General features: G+C 57.4%; 16 protein-coding genes and 1 riboswitch. Of the genes, 4 read left to right on the top strand and 12 right to left on the bottom strand.

What is annotated here, in order from left to right; genetic code table 11:
* Position 1: 1 nt before the first annotated feature.
* Positions 2–1,243, bottom strand: coding sequence for an FAD-dependent oxidoreductase (locus ACR0KC_RS10720; RefSeq protein ID WP_480771829.1), 1,242 nt, complete (start codon positions 1,241–1,243; stop codon positions 2–4).
* Between the two features lie 16 nt (positions 1,244–1,259).
* Complete coding sequence (locus ACR0KC_RS10715; protein WP_480771828.1) at positions 1,260–2,615, bottom strand: MmgE/PrpD family protein; 1,356 nt, start codon at positions 2,613–2,615, stop codon at positions 1,260–1,262.
* 203 nt (positions 2,616–2,818) lie between these two features.
* On the opposite strand from ACR0KC_RS10715, the gene ACR0KC_RS10710 reads away from it, so the two are divergent.
* Positions 2,819–3,706 carry a LysR substrate-binding domain-containing protein gene (locus ACR0KC_RS10710; protein WP_170394131.1) on the top strand — a complete coding sequence of 296 codons (888 nt, stop codon included), beginning with the start codon at positions 2,819–2,821 and terminating at the stop codon, positions 3,704–3,706.
* Between the two features lie 16 nt (positions 3,707–3,722).
* Here the strand turns inward: ACR0KC_RS10710 and ACR0KC_RS10705 are convergent, their stop codons facing one another.
* Positions 3,723–6,167, bottom strand: a complete 2,445-nt coding sequence (locus tag ACR0KC_RS10705) for a GcvT family protein (RefSeq protein WP_480771827.1) — start codon at positions 6,165–6,167, stop codon at positions 3,723–3,725.
* 21 nt (positions 6,168–6,188) lie between these two features.
* Positions 6,189–7,439, bottom strand: a complete 1,251-nt coding sequence (locus ACR0KC_RS10700) for an aminotransferase class V-fold PLP-dependent enzyme (protein ID WP_480771826.1) — start codon at positions 7,437–7,439, stop codon at positions 6,189–6,191.
* Positions 7,440–7,696: 257 nt separating this feature from the next.
* On the opposite strand from ACR0KC_RS10700, the gene ACR0KC_RS10695 reads away from it, so the two are divergent.
* Positions 7,697–7,936, top strand: coding sequence for a transglutaminase-like cysteine peptidase (locus ACR0KC_RS10695; RefSeq protein WP_480706384.1), 240 nt, complete (start codon positions 7,697–7,699; stop codon positions 7,934–7,936).
* 105 nt (positions 7,937–8,041) lie between these two features.
* Here ACR0KC_RS10695 and ACR0KC_RS10690 read toward each other — a convergent pair whose 3' ends face one another.
* Complete coding sequence (locus ACR0KC_RS10690) at positions 8,042–8,725, bottom strand: energy-coupling factor ABC transporter permease (RefSeq protein WP_170392744.1); 684 nt, start codon at positions 8,723–8,725, stop codon at positions 8,042–8,044.
* Between the two features lie 76 nt (positions 8,726–8,801).
* Positions 8,802–9,014: riboswitch (cobalamin riboswitch) on the bottom strand.
* A gap of 215 nt (positions 9,015–9,229) precedes the next feature.
* Here ACR0KC_RS10690 and ACR0KC_RS10685 point away from each other — a divergent pair.
* Positions 9,230–9,892, top strand: coding sequence for a L,D-transpeptidase (locus ACR0KC_RS10685; RefSeq protein WP_170402530.1), 663 nt, complete (start codon positions 9,230–9,232; stop codon positions 9,890–9,892).
* A 41-nt stretch (positions 9,893–9,933) separates the two neighbouring features.
* Here ACR0KC_RS10685 and ACR0KC_RS10680 read toward each other — a convergent pair whose 3' ends face one another.
* Complete coding sequence (locus tag ACR0KC_RS10680) at positions 9,934–10,206, bottom strand: hypothetical protein (protein WP_170392939.1); 273 nt, start codon at positions 10,204–10,206, stop codon at positions 9,934–9,936.
* 186 nt (positions 10,207–10,392) lie between these two features.
* Between ACR0KC_RS10680 and ACR0KC_RS10675 the strand changes: the two genes are divergently transcribed.
* Complete coding sequence (locus tag ACR0KC_RS10675) at positions 10,393–12,726, top strand: heavy metal translocating P-type ATPase (RefSeq protein ID WP_480771825.1); 2,334 nt, start codon at positions 10,393–10,395, stop codon at positions 12,724–12,726.
* Positions 12,727–12,778: 52 nt separating this feature from the next.
* Here the strand turns inward: ACR0KC_RS10675 and ACR0KC_RS10670 are convergent, their stop codons facing one another.
* The 6 genes from ACR0KC_RS10670 to ACR0KC_RS10645 form a co-directional block, all read right to left on the bottom strand.
* Positions 12,779–12,943 (bottom strand): hypothetical protein, encoded by a 165-nt coding sequence (locus tag ACR0KC_RS10670; protein WP_480771824.1) that lies wholly within the window; start codon positions 12,941–12,943, stop codon positions 12,779–12,781.
* Between the two features lie 100 nt (positions 12,944–13,043).
* Positions 13,044–14,411, bottom strand: a complete 1,368-nt coding sequence (locus ACR0KC_RS10665; RefSeq protein WP_480706377.1) for a peptidoglycan DD-metalloendopeptidase family protein — start codon at positions 14,409–14,411, stop codon at positions 13,044–13,046.
* Positions 14,408–15,034 carry an SCO family protein gene (locus tag ACR0KC_RS10660; protein WP_480706375.1) on the bottom strand — a complete coding sequence of 209 codons (627 nt, stop codon included), beginning with the start codon at positions 15,032–15,034 and terminating at the stop codon, positions 14,408–14,410. The genes ACR0KC_RS10665 and ACR0KC_RS10660 overlap by 4 nt, the downstream gene beginning before the upstream one ends.
* Positions 15,034–15,513 (bottom strand): copper chaperone PCu(A)C, encoded by a 480-nt coding sequence (locus ACR0KC_RS10655; protein ID WP_480706373.1) that lies wholly within the window; start codon positions 15,511–15,513, stop codon positions 15,034–15,036. Before ACR0KC_RS10655 ends, ACR0KC_RS10660 begins: the two co-directional genes overlap by 1 nt.
* An 18-nt stretch (positions 15,514–15,531) precedes the next feature.
* The gene (locus tag ACR0KC_RS10650) at positions 15,532–16,191 is read right to left on the bottom strand and encodes a DsbA family protein (RefSeq protein WP_480706371.1); all 660 of its coding nucleotides are present in this window, start codon (positions 16,189–16,191) and stop codon (positions 15,532–15,534) included.
* Positions 16,188–16,610, bottom strand: a complete 423-nt coding sequence (locus tag ACR0KC_RS10645) for a disulfide bond formation protein B (RefSeq protein WP_480706369.1) — start codon at positions 16,608–16,610, stop codon at positions 16,188–16,190. The genes ACR0KC_RS10650 and ACR0KC_RS10645 overlap by 4 nt, the downstream gene beginning before the upstream one ends.
* Positions 16,611–16,612: the final 2 nt, after the last annotated feature.

The raw sequence follows: 16,612 nt of genomic DNA, 5'->3' as shown, positions 1-16,612 counted from the left end.
GTCAGTGGCTCGCGGCAGTTGCGCCCATTTCATTGAGCAGATCAAAGGTGGCGAAACGCTCCATTGTGAAGGGTTCGAGTATCGGCGCGACCTTCTGGTTGGCGATGGACTGCGCCATGTACTTGCCCGCCACCGGAGTGGCTTTGAACCCCCAGGTGCCCCAACCGCAATCTAGCCATAGGTTGGACAATGGGCTGGCACCCATGATGGGTGAGTAATCGGGCGTCATGTCGGTAATCCCGGCCCATTGTCGCAGCAGACGCACCCCGTGCAGGAACGGGAACAAATGTACCGCGCCTTCGGCCAGATGTTCTTTCATGTCCAGTGTCGAGCGGGTCGAATACAGCTGATAAGGGTCCGAGCCACCGCCGATCACGATCTCGCCTCGCGATGACTGCACCAGATAGGTGTGCAGGCTGACCGAACTGACCAGCGTGTGCAGCCACGGTTTCAGCGGCTGCGTGACCATCGCCTGCAACGGATAGCAACGGATCGGCAATTCTACCCCGGCTTTCATCGCCATATCGTAGTTCATGCCCCCGACAGCAATCATCACCTGCCCGGCACTGATATAACCGCGATTGGTGCGCACTTTTGTGATCTTGCCGCCGGCAGCGTCGAACCCTTCAACCTCGGTACGTTGATGAATTTCCACCCCGCGCCTACTGGCTTGCGCTTCATAGCCCCAGGCCACCGCATCATGCCGCGCAGTGCCTCCATCGGCGTGCCACAAACCGCCGATGATTTCCAGCGGCCCGCCCTCATCCATATTCAGATGCGGGGACAGGTCCTTGACCGTCTGTGCATCAACGACCTCGATCCGGGTGCCCGCGTGTTTACCCATCTCGGCCCGCAGATGGAACGAGCGTAGCGTCGCCTCGGTATGGGCCAGCGTCAGTTGACCGCGCTGGCTGAACATGACGTTGAAATCCAGCTCTTCGCTCATCTCCCCGTAAAGCTGCACACCTTCCTTGTAGAACGCGATGCCCTCTTTGGTGATGTAGTTCGAGCGGATGGTAGTGGTGTTCCGCGCGGTGTTGCCGCCCGCCAGATAACCCTTTTCCAGCACAGCCACATTGGTGATGCCGTGATACTTTGATAGGTAGTGGGCACAGCCCAGTCCGTGGCCGCCACCACCTACGATGACCACATCGTAACTGGATTTAAGCTCTAGCGTGGCCGGAATGTCTCCGGTGACAGGGTAATCGGCGGATAGCCCGTATTTCAGCAGCCTTAGCGGCATTTTTGTTGTCCTGATTTCAGCGGTTGTCAGCGGCGTCATAAATCAGCGCGCCGAGATCCGAGAATTTGGCGTCCGGCGACTGCAACCCCAGAACCGCGTCGCGTATGGCGGCGGCACGGCTGACCCCCAGCGGTGGAGTGGCGAACTCCATGAACTTGGCAATCACTTCGTCACGGTCCATGGGTGCCTCGGGCCCGCCGCGCGCGTGGACGTCGCCCGACGCCAATTCCCGCCCATCCGTCAAGGTCATGACGACATCAGCAACGCGGCTTTGAGGAAAGCGGTCGGAATGGCGCGCGGTCTCGGCCACCGAGATACGGTCGACAATCGCCGCGACCAGCGGATCGGAGAGGCCCGCGCCGGTGATATGCTCGACCCCGATACGGCCATGCGCGACCATCGTCGCCACAGCGAAGGGCAGCGAATACTGCGCCTTCGAAGTGTCATCCGGCATACCCTGAAACAGGCAGGCACTTTCGAGGAAAGTGTTCACCTGAATCGCGGCAATGTCCTGATGAGACAGGCCATATTCACGCATCAGCGCCCTGGTGGCGTCGATCGCTGCATGGGCCCAACGACAGATCGGATAGGGCTTCACATATTGATTTTCCATCTGCCAGAAGCTGCCCAGATCCCGCCAGTGATGCGCGACCTCATCCGCCTCTATGGTGATCGCCGGCGCGCCGGTAAATCCCTTCTCGGCCAGCACTGCCGAGGATACACCCACCAGCGCGCCCCAGCCCGAGCCGTCATGCAGCATGGTGGGGTTGGCAATCTCGCGCATCATTTGACTGCGCGGCCCGTGATATTCGGCGATGCCCATGGCCTGCCGCATCCGTTCTGCGCTCAGCCCGCGCAGACGGGCGGCAACGGCCACAACTCCCAACGCGTTCCATGCGCCGGAAGTGTGGTAGTCGCTGACTGTGTCATGCAACGAAATCCCGGCGCGCCCGGCGATTTCGTATCCAATAGTTACGGTCGCCAACGCCTCGGGGCCGGAAAAATCCGCGACCGTTTCCGCCAAAGCCGCCAGAGCCGGCACAACGGCAACACCGATATGGCCCTTGGTGGGGTTATAGCCGTCATGGCCATCCAGATTATCGGTCTGAGTCGCAGCGGCATAAGCCGCGCCGGCAACGCTAACCTTGCGGCCATCGAACAGCATCCGTGCGCTGAGGCCCGGATCGCCCGCACCGTAAAGCGCCACTGCGCTGTCACGCGCGATCTGACCGGCCTGCATCGGTCCGGACCCGATGGTGATCCCCAGCGTGTCCAGCAGCATCAGTGCTGCCGCTTCGAGCGCGCTGTCGGGGAAATCCTGCACCCTTCGATTTAGCGCAAACTTTGCGATAGTTTGAAATGTGTTGGTCACGATGCCCTACAGATGAGGTTTCGGGTTCGGCCAAAACCTAAGTGTGTTTGCCCATCGCAGCACGAAAACAATACGAGGGCAATGGCCCCGGAAAATTTGTAGCTTTGGCTCCGCTCCATTGTAGCATATGAACCAGATCAATTCCCGCCGCGAAACAGGATTCCCGGCGTACCACCCATCCGCCCGCCCAGGAAAATGTCGCCATGATGAACCTGCCCCACCTGATCTTCCTGCGCTCCTTCGAGGCCGCCGCCCGGTACCTCAGCTTTACCAGCGCGGCAGATGAGCTGAACTGCACCCAATCCGCCGTCAGCAACCATGTGCGTTCGCTCGAAGAGTTTTTGCAGCGGCCTCTGTTCGTGCGCCATGCCCGGTCATTGTCGCTGACCGACGTGGGCGAGGCGTATCTGCCTTCAGTGCGGCATGCTCTGCATGAGATTGACGTGGCCACACAATCGGTCATCCAGCGGTCACACACCCGCAAAGTCGTCGTGTCTTGCCCGGTCAGCCTGGCCGAGAATTGGCTACCGGACGTAATCCGGGGCTTTAGCGACCAGCACCCGGATATCGACCTGACGGTACACGGCACCGTCTGGATTGATGTCGAGCCGAACGTCTCGGACATTTCGATAACGGTCAATCATATTGACGATGTGACGGTGGGCGCACGGCAGCTGTGGGCCGAAAAGCTTGCGGTCGTGTGTGCGCCCGAATTCACAGTCAATGGCGCGCAGCTGACCGATCCGGCGCAACTGCAAGAGGCACCTCTGATCCATATTCTGGGTCGTCCAGCTTATTGGGAACGGGTCGCACGTCATTTTGATCTGGCAGACCTGAACCAGAAGGAAGGGCTGCGGACCAACGCTTCAAATCTGGCAATGGAGATGGCGGCGCAGTCGTTGGGCTGCGTCGCTCTGCCCCGCTCTTTGGCCGGGTCTTATGTGGACCGGGGGCTGCTGATCGAACCATTCGAATTCGATTTGGACAGCCCCTGGGCCTATTTCGTGCGTCTCAAGGAAAAACCCGTTTCACCGTCGGTCAGGCTGTTTCAGGACTGGCTGCTAAACGCCGCCGCCAGCATGAACCGCTGACCTGCAACGGGGCTGCTCAAGCAGCCCCTTCCAGTGCCGGTTTAACATCACGCAGGCGGTTTCCATCCGGGTCAAATGGGGGCTCGGACAGGATTTTCGCTTTATGGGGATTGCCAAGGATGAACACTTCGACCGTATCACCAGGTTGTGCGACCTCAGGGTTTATATAGCCAAGCGCTAGCGATTTGCCGACCGAATAGCCGTATGCACCGGATGTCACGCGGCCAACCGGGGTACCATCCGGGTTAAAAATCGGCTCACCGCCGGTAGCGTCGGCATCCTCGGAGACTTCGACCTCGAAGATTGACAGCACTTCGCGCGCGGCGTTGTCCTTGACCGACAGATACGCATCCTTGTGCAGGAAATCCTTGTCCAGCTTGATCAGGCCCGCCAGCCCGACCTCTTGCGGCCAGTATTCCTGCGAATACTCACGGCCCCATGAGCCATAACCTTTTTCGATCCGCAACGACCCCAGCGCGCGGCCGCCAACGGGGCCGCCATCCAGCAGCTTGGCCGCATCCAGCAGCGCAGCGTAAAGGCGGGTCTGATCTTCTTCGGCGCAGTGCAACTCCCACCCTAGATCGCCGGTAAAGCTGACGCGGATGGCCAGACAGGTGACACCTGCAACCTCAATTGTGGCCGAGCGCATAAAGCGGAACGCCTCGTTCGACAGGTCTGCATTGGTCAGCCGCTGCAGCAGGTCACGCGCTTTCGGACCGGCGACGTTGAACCCGGCTATGCGGTCGGTGGCGACTTCGAAGGTTGTGTGCTTTGGCAGGTCGATCATGTTGAAGAAGCGTTGATGATAGCGCTCGGCCATGCCCGATCCGATCATCATGAATTCGTCATCGGCCACCTTGGTTATGGTGAAATCGCCAGCCACGCCGCCACGGACAGAGATCAGCGGCGTCAGACAAGACCGCCCGATCACGGTCGGTACGCGGTTGGCAACCAAGCGGTCCAGCCAATCTTGCGCGCCGAGTCCTTTGATGATGTAATTCGCAAAATTCGATATGTCGATGACGCCCACATTCTCCCGCAGCATCTGTACCTCACGTCCCACCGGCTCCCACCAGTTCTGGCGTGTGAAGCCGTTGGTTTCCTGTACACCGGGCTGATCGGCGAACCATAGGGGATGCTCCCAGCCACAGTTCAGACCAAAGACACAGCCCATGTCTTTCTGCATTTCATAGGCAGGGCGGACTCGGGCGGGGCGACCAGCACTACGCTCCTCGTTCGGGAAGTGGATGGCAAAACGGTGGGTATACTGGTCCTCGACCCGTGCCTTGGTGAATTTTTTGTCGGCCCAGTCGCCGAAACGGGCCAGATCCCAGGCAAACATGTCGTATTGCGGCTCGCCCTCGATCATCCACTGCGCCGCCAGCAGGCCCAGACCACCCGATTGCGAGAAACCCGGGATCAGTCCGCCGCAGAGGAAATAGTTCTTCAGTTCGGGCACCGGACCCCACAAGGCGCTGGAGTCCGGAGACCAGATCATCGGCCCGTTGATCACCCGTTTGACCCCTGCGGTGGCGGCAACTGGCACACGTTCGGTAGCGCGGATCACGTTTTCCATGATCCGATCCAAATCGTCGGGGAACAGGTCATGGGCAAAGTCCAGCGGCGTGCCGTCCTCGGCCCAGAACTTCATGTCCTTCTCATAGGCCCCGATCAGCAATCCGTTGCCTTCCTGACGGAAATAGTACTCGCCATCCCGGTCTGCAATTGACGGAAGGCGACGGCCCAGATCGGCAACTTCTTCGATGGATTCAGTCACGAAGTACTGGTGCTCGGTCGGTTGCAACGGCAGAGTCAGCCCCGCCAGCGCCGCAACTTCGCGGCCCCAAAGACCAGCGGCATTCACCACCCATTGCGTGTGAATATCGCCCTTTGCGGTACGCACGATCCAAGACCCGTCGGGTTGCTGATCCGTACCTAGCACCGGACAGAACCGTTCTATGGTTGCTCCCATGGCGCGGGCACCGGCAGCATAGGCGTGGGGCACGCCCGAGGGATCCACATTGCCGCCATCGGGTTCATACATGATGCAGCGGATATCGTCGAACTGCGCCAGCGGGTGCAGTTCCTTGGCCTGCTCGCGACTGACCTCGTGGAAGTTCAAACCATAAAATTTAGCCTTGGCTTCCTGCAGGCGCAGCTGATGCTCACGTTCTTCGGTTTGCGCCAAATAGAGCGAGCCGGGCTGGAACACACCGCAGCTTTGACCGGTTTCCTGTTCCAGCTCTTTATACAGATTCATCGTATAGTGCTGGATGCGGGTAATATTGTTGTTGTCATGCAGCCCATGAATGTTGGCCGCCGCGTGCCAGGTCGAGCCGCTGGTCAGTTCGTCCCGCTCTAGCAGGACAACATCGGTCCAACCCAACTTGGCGAGATGATACAGAATTGAACAGCCGGCTAGGCCGCCGCCGATTACAACCGCTTGCGCATGCGTTTTCATGTGCTTCCCCTCTCAAATGCCTCAGGCGGCGATGGTTTTCATTGCACCCAGAAACTGGGCCACTTCGGCGACGCTGTTGTAGTGGCACATCGAAACACGCACGCAGCTGGCCATGCCAAGCGGTGTCAAGATGTTGCCCGAGTAGTGATCGGCCTTGCGCAAATGCGTACGGATGCCTTGTTCGTTCAGTTGCTTGACCACATCGACCGACGGCACGCCCTCGACCTGCAGTGACACCAGCCCCTCGCGTGCTGGGTTATCGACACCGCCCAGAATGGTCACCTTCTCCATCTCGGCCAGCCCGGGCAGGTTGCCGGTTCCGCGGATCATCGCATCAGTCAACGCTTTTTCCTGCTCATGGATCGCCTCTCCGGCAGCGACGAATTTTTCGCGCCGGTCGGTGGCGTCGCTGACCTGTGCGCCCAGCCATTCGAAATAGCTGACTACGTCAGACATTGTAGCGTAAGAGCCGGTATCGCGCGTCCCCATTTCCCAATTGTCGGCGGGGCCGTCGATCAAGCTGTTATGTGGCAGCTTGGTCAGCCGGTCAGAAATCCAGGCCACCCCGTAACCATGGCGCGAGAACACCTTGTAGGGCGAGATCACATAGCCATCGACATCATAGGCGGTCAGGTCGATCCGGCCATGCGCGGCGTGCTGGATACCGTCGATTATGATGAAGCAATTGGGCGCAACGGCGCGGATCTCGGCAGCCACAGCCGCTACATCCACGCCCATACCGGTCACCGGCGAGGTGTGCACGATAGTCGCAACCTTTGTGTCCGGCGTTACCTGCGCCGCATAAGCATCTGCTGTGACGGTGCCTGTGGCGTCGTCATGGACCACCAGAACATGATCTTGCCCGGCCACCCCGGCCCAACGCGCGCAAGCGCTTCGGGTCGCGGGATGTTCCAGCGTTGTGCCAAGTACCCGACCGGTGGCGGTGCCCAGACAGGCGTTCATGATCAATCGAAACAGCAGCTCGGTCCCGCTTTCGCCGACAAAGAACTGGCCACCGGGGGCGTTCATGAACACGGCCATATCTTCTTTGGCCTTGTTGATTACCCGCACCAGTTCGTGACTTCCCGGGTTGTCGCGGCCCTGATTGTCAGGGATCGCAGCATAAGCCTGCGAGGTGCCCACAACCGAATTCAGCGTCAGCGCCCCACCCGCGTTTTCAAAGAAAATACGCGGTCCCTGCTGCGGGCAGTGGTCAACCTGCGCAAATCGGGCACGGATTTGTTCAAGCAATTCTGGAGTGATCTTGGTCATCGGGAACCATTCCTGCGAAAATGTCATTCTGGCAAGATATATGCGCCCTTTTGCAAAACTACTCACAAAAAAACTTGGGGCATTGTGGGTGGAAATTGAGACCATCGAGCCAAGAGAGCTCAGCCACAAGAACAATATGGTTCGCGAATTTCAATTTCGTCGGCCCGATCACACCCTCACGCATGCCTTCGCTCGGTTGCGAAACCGCTAGTCAGGCCGACGGTTTGTAACCTGAGCGTGGTTCTAGAGACATCGCTTTGCAAAAGAAGTTTGAACTAATGCAGAACGGCCTGGATCCTACGAAGCTACTTATTGCAACTGTCTTGGACACCAATCGCAGTGGCCATGCAGTTTTAGTTTATCGCTCGAGTGAAGGCGATTTGATTCTGGACAATGTCACCAACAGGATCAAATCTTGGAAGGAAACGAGGTATCTTTTCCTACGAATACAGGACCCAAATCACCCTGATCGTTGGGTACAGGTTTCTAGCGGCTAAAGACAATGTGGCGCGCCCTAGAGACGCGCCACAATAAAATTTTGGTCCTGCGACTACTGGTTGTTTCGCGGCAACCCAAGTTTAGGACACTGCTTCAAACTTTGGTCAAGCTTTCGCAGCGTTGTACAAACGCGGAGTCACCAGACCTGTACTGTTCAAACCGCGCATTGCCTTGGCTGCCGCAAGCACTGCCAGATCAGCAATCGGCTCAATGACGATTACCAGCATATAAGCGCCGCCAAAGGACAGAACCGACGCCATGGTTTCTGCGCCGAAACCCTGGCCGTAGAAGGCCCAGAACCCAACCCATGCGACTACTCCTCCCTGATACGTCGCACTTAGGGCAAGAGCTTGGCCATATTTGAGGTCAACATATGCTGTGCCGGGTGCGATGATGCGGCTGGCCAGTGCCTGTAGCGCAAATAGCGGCACCAGCAGAGTGGTCAGGTTGATGAAGTACTGCGGAAGATCGAACGGGGCAAAAAACACACCCTGAATCAGGAGACCAGCTGCCAATCCAAAAGCCGCGGGTGCAGCACCGAGAAGCAGAAACAGCGTCGACCCCAGGATGAAGTGGACTTCAGAGACACCAACCGGGAAATGCGGCAGGACTTCGAAGAAAAGGAAAACCCCAACGGTGGCGAGCACCGAGCGCATAACAAAAGATGCAGGTCCATTCGCACGCAATGTGGAAAACGTTTCTTTCGCTGCGTAAGTAGCCGCACCTGCGGCGGTAACATAGGAAAGCGCGATTTTGGCACCATTCACGATGCCCGGTTCGATATGCATGTTCTTTCTCCCTACCGCCTCACCCGGCGGCTTGTCAGGTTGAATCGACCGTAAGGCCGACAGGTTCAGTCTGGGCATAGCCCGGCGCTTTACGGCAGGTCTCCTGACTCGCGGGTGCTCGCTCCGCCAACCTTCCCGGTTCCATTACGAACCAGTGGTGTCTTGGCATCGCTCTCCGCTCACAGTTGCGGGGGCAGTTACGGAATTGGCGCCATTGAAAACACCGAACCGTATTCCCTTTTAATCCTTTTGGCTTCCGCCATCAGGAACCGAAAACAATTCACCGCTACAATGGCGGCTTCGCCTGTGTCAATTGTCTTTGCGAGCTATTCCAATGTAAACTCGACCGAAGCAGGATTCACGCAACCGGTCACTTGATCGACAGGGTAAACCAAGCGTTACCTGAAACCTCTTGAAGCTCTAGCTGCTAGAGGCTTTAAGATTCGGATTAATTCGCGATAGTGCGATCCAAATACGTTAAACTTGTGAACCAGGACGAGACCTATGCTTACAAGGCGCCATTTCATTCAATCCACCACAGCGCTGTTCTCGGCGTCTGCGGCCAGTCCATTGATCGCCAAAACCTGGCCAACCGCATCGCAGAAGACCTATTGGGACAGTCAGGTCACGCCAATTGGTTACGATCCAATGACCTCAAATCCGTGGGGTGTTCATGACCGTTTTTTACCAAGACGCGTCGCGGCAAATGATGGTTTGGTTCCAGGTGACATCCATGTGGATGCCGTCGCGCGCTATCTCTATCATATCGAAGAAGGCGGGACCGCAATGCGCTATGGCGTAGCGATCGCGCGCGGGAACCTTTACGAGCCCGGCACCTATGTTATCCGCCGAAAGGTCGAATGGCCACACTGGACACCAACCGCTTCAATGATCGAGCGCAACCCCGAATACGCGGAATTCCGGAATGGCATGGAGCCCGGGCCGAATAATGCTCTCGGCTCTCGTGCCCTTTATCTATACGTTGGAGACCGAGACACATATCTCAGAATTCACGGCACGCCTGAGCCAAGAAGCATCGGCGGTCGCGCAAGTTCTGGATGTGTGCGAATGATCATGGCTCATATCAATGACCTCTACCCAAACGTGAAAACCGGCTCGACCGCTTTCCTATACTCTGCCGAAGATAGCGTCACAGCCCGCTCATGAATATTGGGCAGCGTACAAGGACGTCGCTGCCCTCATTTCGATCAGGCGTCGCGCGCAATGCAGATCGGAGCGCCATTCGTCGCGCGCAATGGTACCAATGTCGTCTCGACGGGTCCGCTGTGCTCATACCAAAAGCAATTATCTTCTGGCAAAAGGCGTGCCGTGGTCAAATCCTGCGCCGGCCCTGCCAGCGCTACGACCGAATCTGGCACGTTGCCTGGTTCAAGTGCCTTGCTTTTGGCTCCGGTGAACTGGGCTGAGCAACCAGCCGTAATCGAGACTAACGTGATGGTAATTGCGATCCGTTTCTGCATTGATCTGTTCCAAATTTTTTGCGTCATCTGCAATTAGATTGCATCCACACGGCCGGCCCGCAAGACGAAATGAACTAACAATATCGCAGGCAAAGAACCCGGATGAAAAAAATATAAAAGGTATTGAAGCTCTAGTTACTGTAGGAACTATTTACAAAGGACCATAGAGATTCTTGAGGTCCAATCATGTCATCCGATACCCATAGCCACGACCATGGCCACGAAAACAAACATGGTCACCACGCATGCGGTAGTGGCGGGTGTGGCGACATCGCCCCCGCCGGTCCAATTCCTGAAGGTGGTAGAAGCTTTCAGGTCTCTGGCCTTGATTGCGCCGAAGAGGTGGCGATCCTGAACCGTGTCGTCGGCCCGAAAGCAGGTGGTGAAGAGCATCTCGCATTTGATGTGATCAACGGTCGGATGACGCTTCTTGAAAGTGCTTCCAAGTTATCTGACGAAGATGTCATGCTGCTGGTTGCGAGTACTGGTATGACCGCCAAACCATGGGATGACGGAAATGCCGCCCAGGACCAGGCGGCGCATATTGCACGTCAGCGGCGGTTCACCACTCTTAGCGGAGGGTTTTGGGCAGCAGGTTTTGGCTGGCACATTTTCGAAACCGGCATGGGCGGTGCGCTCGGGCTGTTCTCGGGACATGGTGAGGTTCCGATGCCTTTGCCCGAGGCAGCTTTGTTCGCAGTCGCGATCTTGTTTGGCGTCTGGCTGGTGTCCCCTAAGGCCTGGTCTTCGGCGCGTCGACTTTCGCCTGATATGAACCTTTTGATGGTTGTTGCCGTCGCCGGTGCCATCGCTCTGGGTGAGTTTTTTGAAGCGGCAACTGTAGCATTTTTCTTTTCGCTCTCTCTTTATCTGGAAAGCTGGAGTGTCGGACGTGCTCGGAACGCGGTGTCCGCGCTGCTTGATCTGGCCCCCCCGACGGTTCGGCTGGTTCGTGCTGACGGTTCTGAGGCAACGGTCCCGGCGGCGGATGTCTTTGTCGGTGACAGCTTCATCGTTCGAGGTGGGGATCGCATTCCACTTGACGGAGAAGTCATCGAAGGGGCCGGTGCCGTTGACCAGGCTCCAATCACGGGTGAAAGCGCGCTGATTCCCAAAGAGCTGGGTGATGAGGTCTATGCCGGCACAATCAATGGTGAAGGCACCCTCAAAATACGTGCGACGAAAACAGCGTCAGACACCGTGCTTGCCAAGATCATCCGGATGGTCGGTGATGCTCATGCGCGCCGCGCGCCGGTTGAGCAGTGGGTTACAAAATTTGCGCGGATCTATACGCCCATCGTTATGGTCGTCGCAGTGGCCATCGCCCTGATCCCGCCGCTTGCATTTGGCGCATCGTGGGGCTTCTGGTTTTACAATGCGCTTGTTCTGCTGGTTATCGCCTGCCCCTGTGCGCTCGTAATTTCCACACCGGTTTCAATCGTTGCGGCTTTGACCGCTTCGGCCCGGGCTGGGGTTCTGATTAAGGGCGGCGCATATATCGAGGCCCCCGGGCGTACCACCGCACTAGCCATGGACAAGACAGGCACGATCACCATGGGTGAGCCTGAAGTGGCCAATGTCTATCCGCTGGGCGCCGCATCCGAGCAGGAGCTGTTAGCGAGCGCTGCCAGCCTCGAGGTTCGGTCTTCACACCCGCTGGCCCGCGCCATTTTGACCCGGGCAGAACAGACCGACATTTCGATATCGGCGGCTGAAGACATCCGAACCGTTCCCGGTCGTGGTCTGGAAGGCCGTACCGAGCGTGGAGATATCTGGCTTGGCTCTGACCGCTTCGCTGTCGAGAAAGGCTTTGGCGCGTCCATCCCTGCCGAGTTGCGCAACCAAATCGAGAGCGCGGGAAGCACACTTGTTGTTGTCGGGGATGAGAACGGGTTAACCGGTTTGCTTGAGCTGCGGGACCGCATTCGCCCCGAAGCCCGAAGCATCGTTGCCCGGCTTCATGCGCAGGGCGTGAAGTCAATCATCATGCTGACTGGTGACAACGAACAAACAGCGAGAGCGGTAGCAGCCGAAGTCGGCATCGACGAAGTTCGGGCCCAACTTCTGCCGGAGGACAAAGTCGCTGCGATTGAGGAACTGGCAGAACAGCACGAGATGGTTGCGATGATCGGCGATGGCGTCAACGACGCGCCTGCGATGGCTCGGGCACATTATGCAGTTGCGATGGGTGCAGTTGGATCTGATGCTGCTATTGAGACTGCAGACATTGCTCTGATGACTGATGACATCGGCAAAGTACCCTGGCTGATCGATCATTCACGTCGAACCATGTCGATCATCCGTCAGAACATCGGGTTCTCACTTGCGACCAAAGCACTGTTTGTGACCCTTACCGGTTTTGGATTGGCATCAATGTGGGGAGCAATCGCCGCAGATGTCGGAGTGTCCTTGCTGGTCGTAGCCAATGCCTTACGGCTTCTGAAAGCTCCGGAAGATCACACCGCCCAGACTGCGGCAAATACCCTTGGCTCGCAGGGAATAGGCGCTGCGACCACATAAGGGGGGAAGCCGGACTTCAAGGTGTCCGGCTTTCGCCTCGCTTACTGGCGCGTTACATCAAGCGCACAACTGTGATCGAAAGGAAAAACGCCACCAGGCCAAAAGCGATGGCATATCCTGCGGCGTACTGAAGAATATCAAGGCTGTTGCCATTCCGGCGCTTTGCCAGGACCCTACCCCAAACGGCGCCAACCAAGGCACCCGTGAGTGCCATCATCTTACATCCTCTGATTTTGTTCATTTGCGGTGCAGTTCACTTCAGGCGTTCAAACCGTCAAACTGATAGCCGCGCGTCTGAAGGCGTTCTGAAAGAACTCTCACGAGTTAGCTTCGCGTTTCTTGGCAGTGAGATCGCCCAGCTGCTTCTCAAGCTGTGCCCGTGCACTACTTAATCGCTTTTGCGCTGCTTCGTTTTCTACCTTGTCATTCGCAGCGGCAGCAAGTCGATCGTCAGATAGCGGGTCTGTCGGGCGCCCGTCGACCAATACTTCATAATGAAGATTTGGGCCGGTCGCGGTGCCGGTCGACCCGACACGACCAACCACCTGGCCCGCCTCCACGCGCTGACCTTTGGTCAGACCATCGGCGGTTGCGCTAAGATGCGTGTATCGCGTGACCGTGTCCGATCCATGAGCGATTTCGACCACACGCCCATACCCCCCGCGCCAACCAATATAAGACACGCGGCCCGGGGCCGTCGCATGCACCGGAGTACCACGTGCGGCAGCAAAATCGACACCTGTATGCATCCGAACATTTCCGTAGACCGGATGTTTTCGCCGACCAAAGACTGAACTCAGGCGCGCGCCCTCGACTGGCTGCGAGAAGACGCGAAGAAGCTCACCATCGACATAGATTGTGGCGCGGCCATTTTCGGCATCTGGCCATGCTATTTCATAAAGTTGGTCATCAACCTCCAGCGCCGCAAAAATGAGTTCTGGCTGGCCTGTTCTCTCGCCATCGATGCTCTTTTCGCGCCAGAGAAGACGGAGAGCTTCACCACCTGTCAGATCCCTCCGAAAATCCACTGTCCCGCTCAGCATCTGCGCCAGATCCACCGCAAAACGAACCGGGATCTTTGCGCTACTCAACGCATTTGAAATCGAAGTTTCGATCTCTGTTTTGCGGGCCAGAATGACGGTGTCGGGTTCTGGCGAGACCACGCGCGTGGACAACGTTTCGCTGAGTAGCACCTCGATTCTTACACCATCTTCCACCGCAAGCTCCACGCTCTGCGGTTGATCCGCTGCGGTTGTAACGACTGTTATCGAGTGGCCCGGGCGCAAACGCTGCAAATCATATTCAGCGCCAAGCGCAAGTGCGATTTCGGCCCGATCGGTTGCGTTGATCCCGGCTTTAGACAGCAAACTGTCGAGCGTGTCACCCAACGCAAGTTCGCGTGTCCATGTCCGTGAAGGTGGTTCAACAGGTGGCAAAGGTTCCTCTGCCTGAATGGGTTCCGGTTGAGCAGGTCGAAACGAAACGGGGCTTGGAGCGAGTTCTGCTGATGGTACGTTCAGCAACGGAGCCGATGTGATCTGCGGTTCCGCAGGAAGCTTGGGCACCGGAAAGACCGTGGGCGCAGGCGCCGTCACTTCAGACCTGTTCGAGGCAATGAACACGATCGAAGCAATTGAGACGCTGCTGATCGCGATTGCCGAGGTTGCTAGAAACCGTGCGTTCATAATGTTTTATCCGCTCCACTTTTCAAAGCACGACGGATCTTGGGCACAGCGAATTCTCTCTGCTCATGATAGTCGATGGTGCTGACAAATTCGCCTGTGGGGCTAAACAGAAATACACTTGCAGTGTGATTCATTGTGTAGTCGCCATCTTCCATTGGAACTTTTTCATAAGTGGCGCGAAAATCGTCTGCGGCCTGAGCGATTTGGCCCGAAACGCCGACCCACCCTCGGACAGCGGGATGAAAGTAGCTGACATAGTCGGCCATAGATTCGACTGTGTCTCTTTCAGGGTCTACGGTTATGAACACGACGTTCAATTCATCCGCGTCATTGCTCAGATCATCCAGCCAGAGGGAAATATCCGAAAGTGTCGTCGGGCAAACATCCGGGCAGTAGGTAAAGCCGAAGAACACCATTGTTGCACGTCCGACGAGCGATTGCGGGGTGACGGTGGTCCCTTCGTGATCAACCATGCGAAAGTTCATATCTGACAACGCAAGGGGACGAAGGCGATCAGATTGAGCCGCTCCCGGCCCATCCACTTGCCACCATCCGGCAAAGAGTGTCAGCCCGATTGCACCAAGTCCAGCAGCCCCGAATGTGAGAACGCGTCGCCGCTGCATCAGTTCTCGGGGCCTCGCGCAGCAATACCAAATATCGGCACGTTGACGGTCTTTTCTGTACCATCAGCAAAGATCAGAGTCAGCGCAAAACTCTCGCCTTCAGTCATAGGGCGTTGCAGCCGCATGAGCATAGCGTGGAGCCCGCCCGGCTCAAGCGCTACGGAACCACCCGGCGCAATTTCCAGCTCGCCAGCTGGTGCCATGGAACTGACGCCCTCTGCATTGGTCGATGTCTGATGGATCTCGGGCATCATCGCAAGATCGGTGCGGATAGACGTCAGCGTGACGGCCTCATTGCCGGTGTTGCTGATCGTCATGTAAGCGACGCCAGGTCGGTTGGTGCCAATTGAAGCGCGCGACCAGGCATCTTCAACGACAACATCGCCGCCCCCTGCCAGTGCAGGTGCCGATAGAATGGCAGTGGTGCCGAATGCGGCAAGCACACCTGCCAGAAGTGTATTTTTTGCAGTGAGTCTCATAGTACCTCTCGCTACTGCTCAGCTTTGCAGTGCTGCAACTTCTGCAGCGACCAGGCGTCTCAATTCAGCCTCACCAAACGGATCCAGAGCTTTGCCATTGACGAAGAATGTCGGAGTTTGCCTTATACCGACCGCTTCGACATCAGCGCGATCCTGATTGAGAACACCAACTGTCTGGGGCGCAAGCATTTGTGCCTGCGCTGCCTCGGCATCCAGTCCCGCCGCTGCTGCAATTCGAATAATAAGACCAGGCTCAGGCGCACCATGCGCGGCCCATTTGGGCTGCTCTCGCAGCACGGCTTCCAGGACCGGTTCAAAGACCCCCTGCATGCGTGCCGCTTCAAGCACGCGGATCGCCTCCTCTGAGCCTTCGCCATGGAAAGGGGTGTACCGGATCACAACGCGCACGGCGTCTCCATGCTGAGCCATTATGTCCTTCACGACCGGATGAAAGGCACGGCAGGCTTCACAAGCCGGATCGAAAAATTCGACGATTGTAACCGGTGCGTCCTTTGGGCCGAGAACAGGCGAGTAGGAACGGATAAGTGTTTCAGCGATTTCGGGTGCAACAGGCTCGGTATTGCCTGAAGCAGCCGGACGGTTCACGTACCAGGAAGCGGCTCCGAATCCGGCACCACCGAATGCGAGAACGGACAAAATCAGGCCACGTCTGTTCATACTTGTTTCTCCTTGAGTGAAAGGGCGCACAGAACGCCGATTAGCGCGAATGAAACGAGCGCCATCAGCGGAATCGGGATGCCCAAAACAGTTTGATTTGCGTCCGTGCAGGACGGACCACTGGCCGAGCATGGTTGGATTTTTTCGGGGATTAGACCAGCATACAGGCCCATGTGCCACAAGGCGACAGCAGCGCCCCCCAATGCCAGTGCTATCCCATATCGGCCCACGTTCTGGTCCTGCCACCACAGGCCAAGCCCCAGTACGATCGCCAATGGGAACATGAACGCACGCTGGAACCAGCACAGCACACAGGGCGTCTGCCCCAGGATCTCTCCAATGAACAGAACAGAAAGAGAAGCAACCAAGGCAATCGCCCAGGCCAGGCCGAGAAGTGTATCTTTGAAAAACCGGGTCATGG

It is taken from the genome of Ruegeria sp. CF3, from assembly GCF_056537365.1.
The sequence above is the reverse complement of the archived record's forward strand: the minus strand, read 5'-3'. Positions and strand labels throughout refer to the sequence as shown.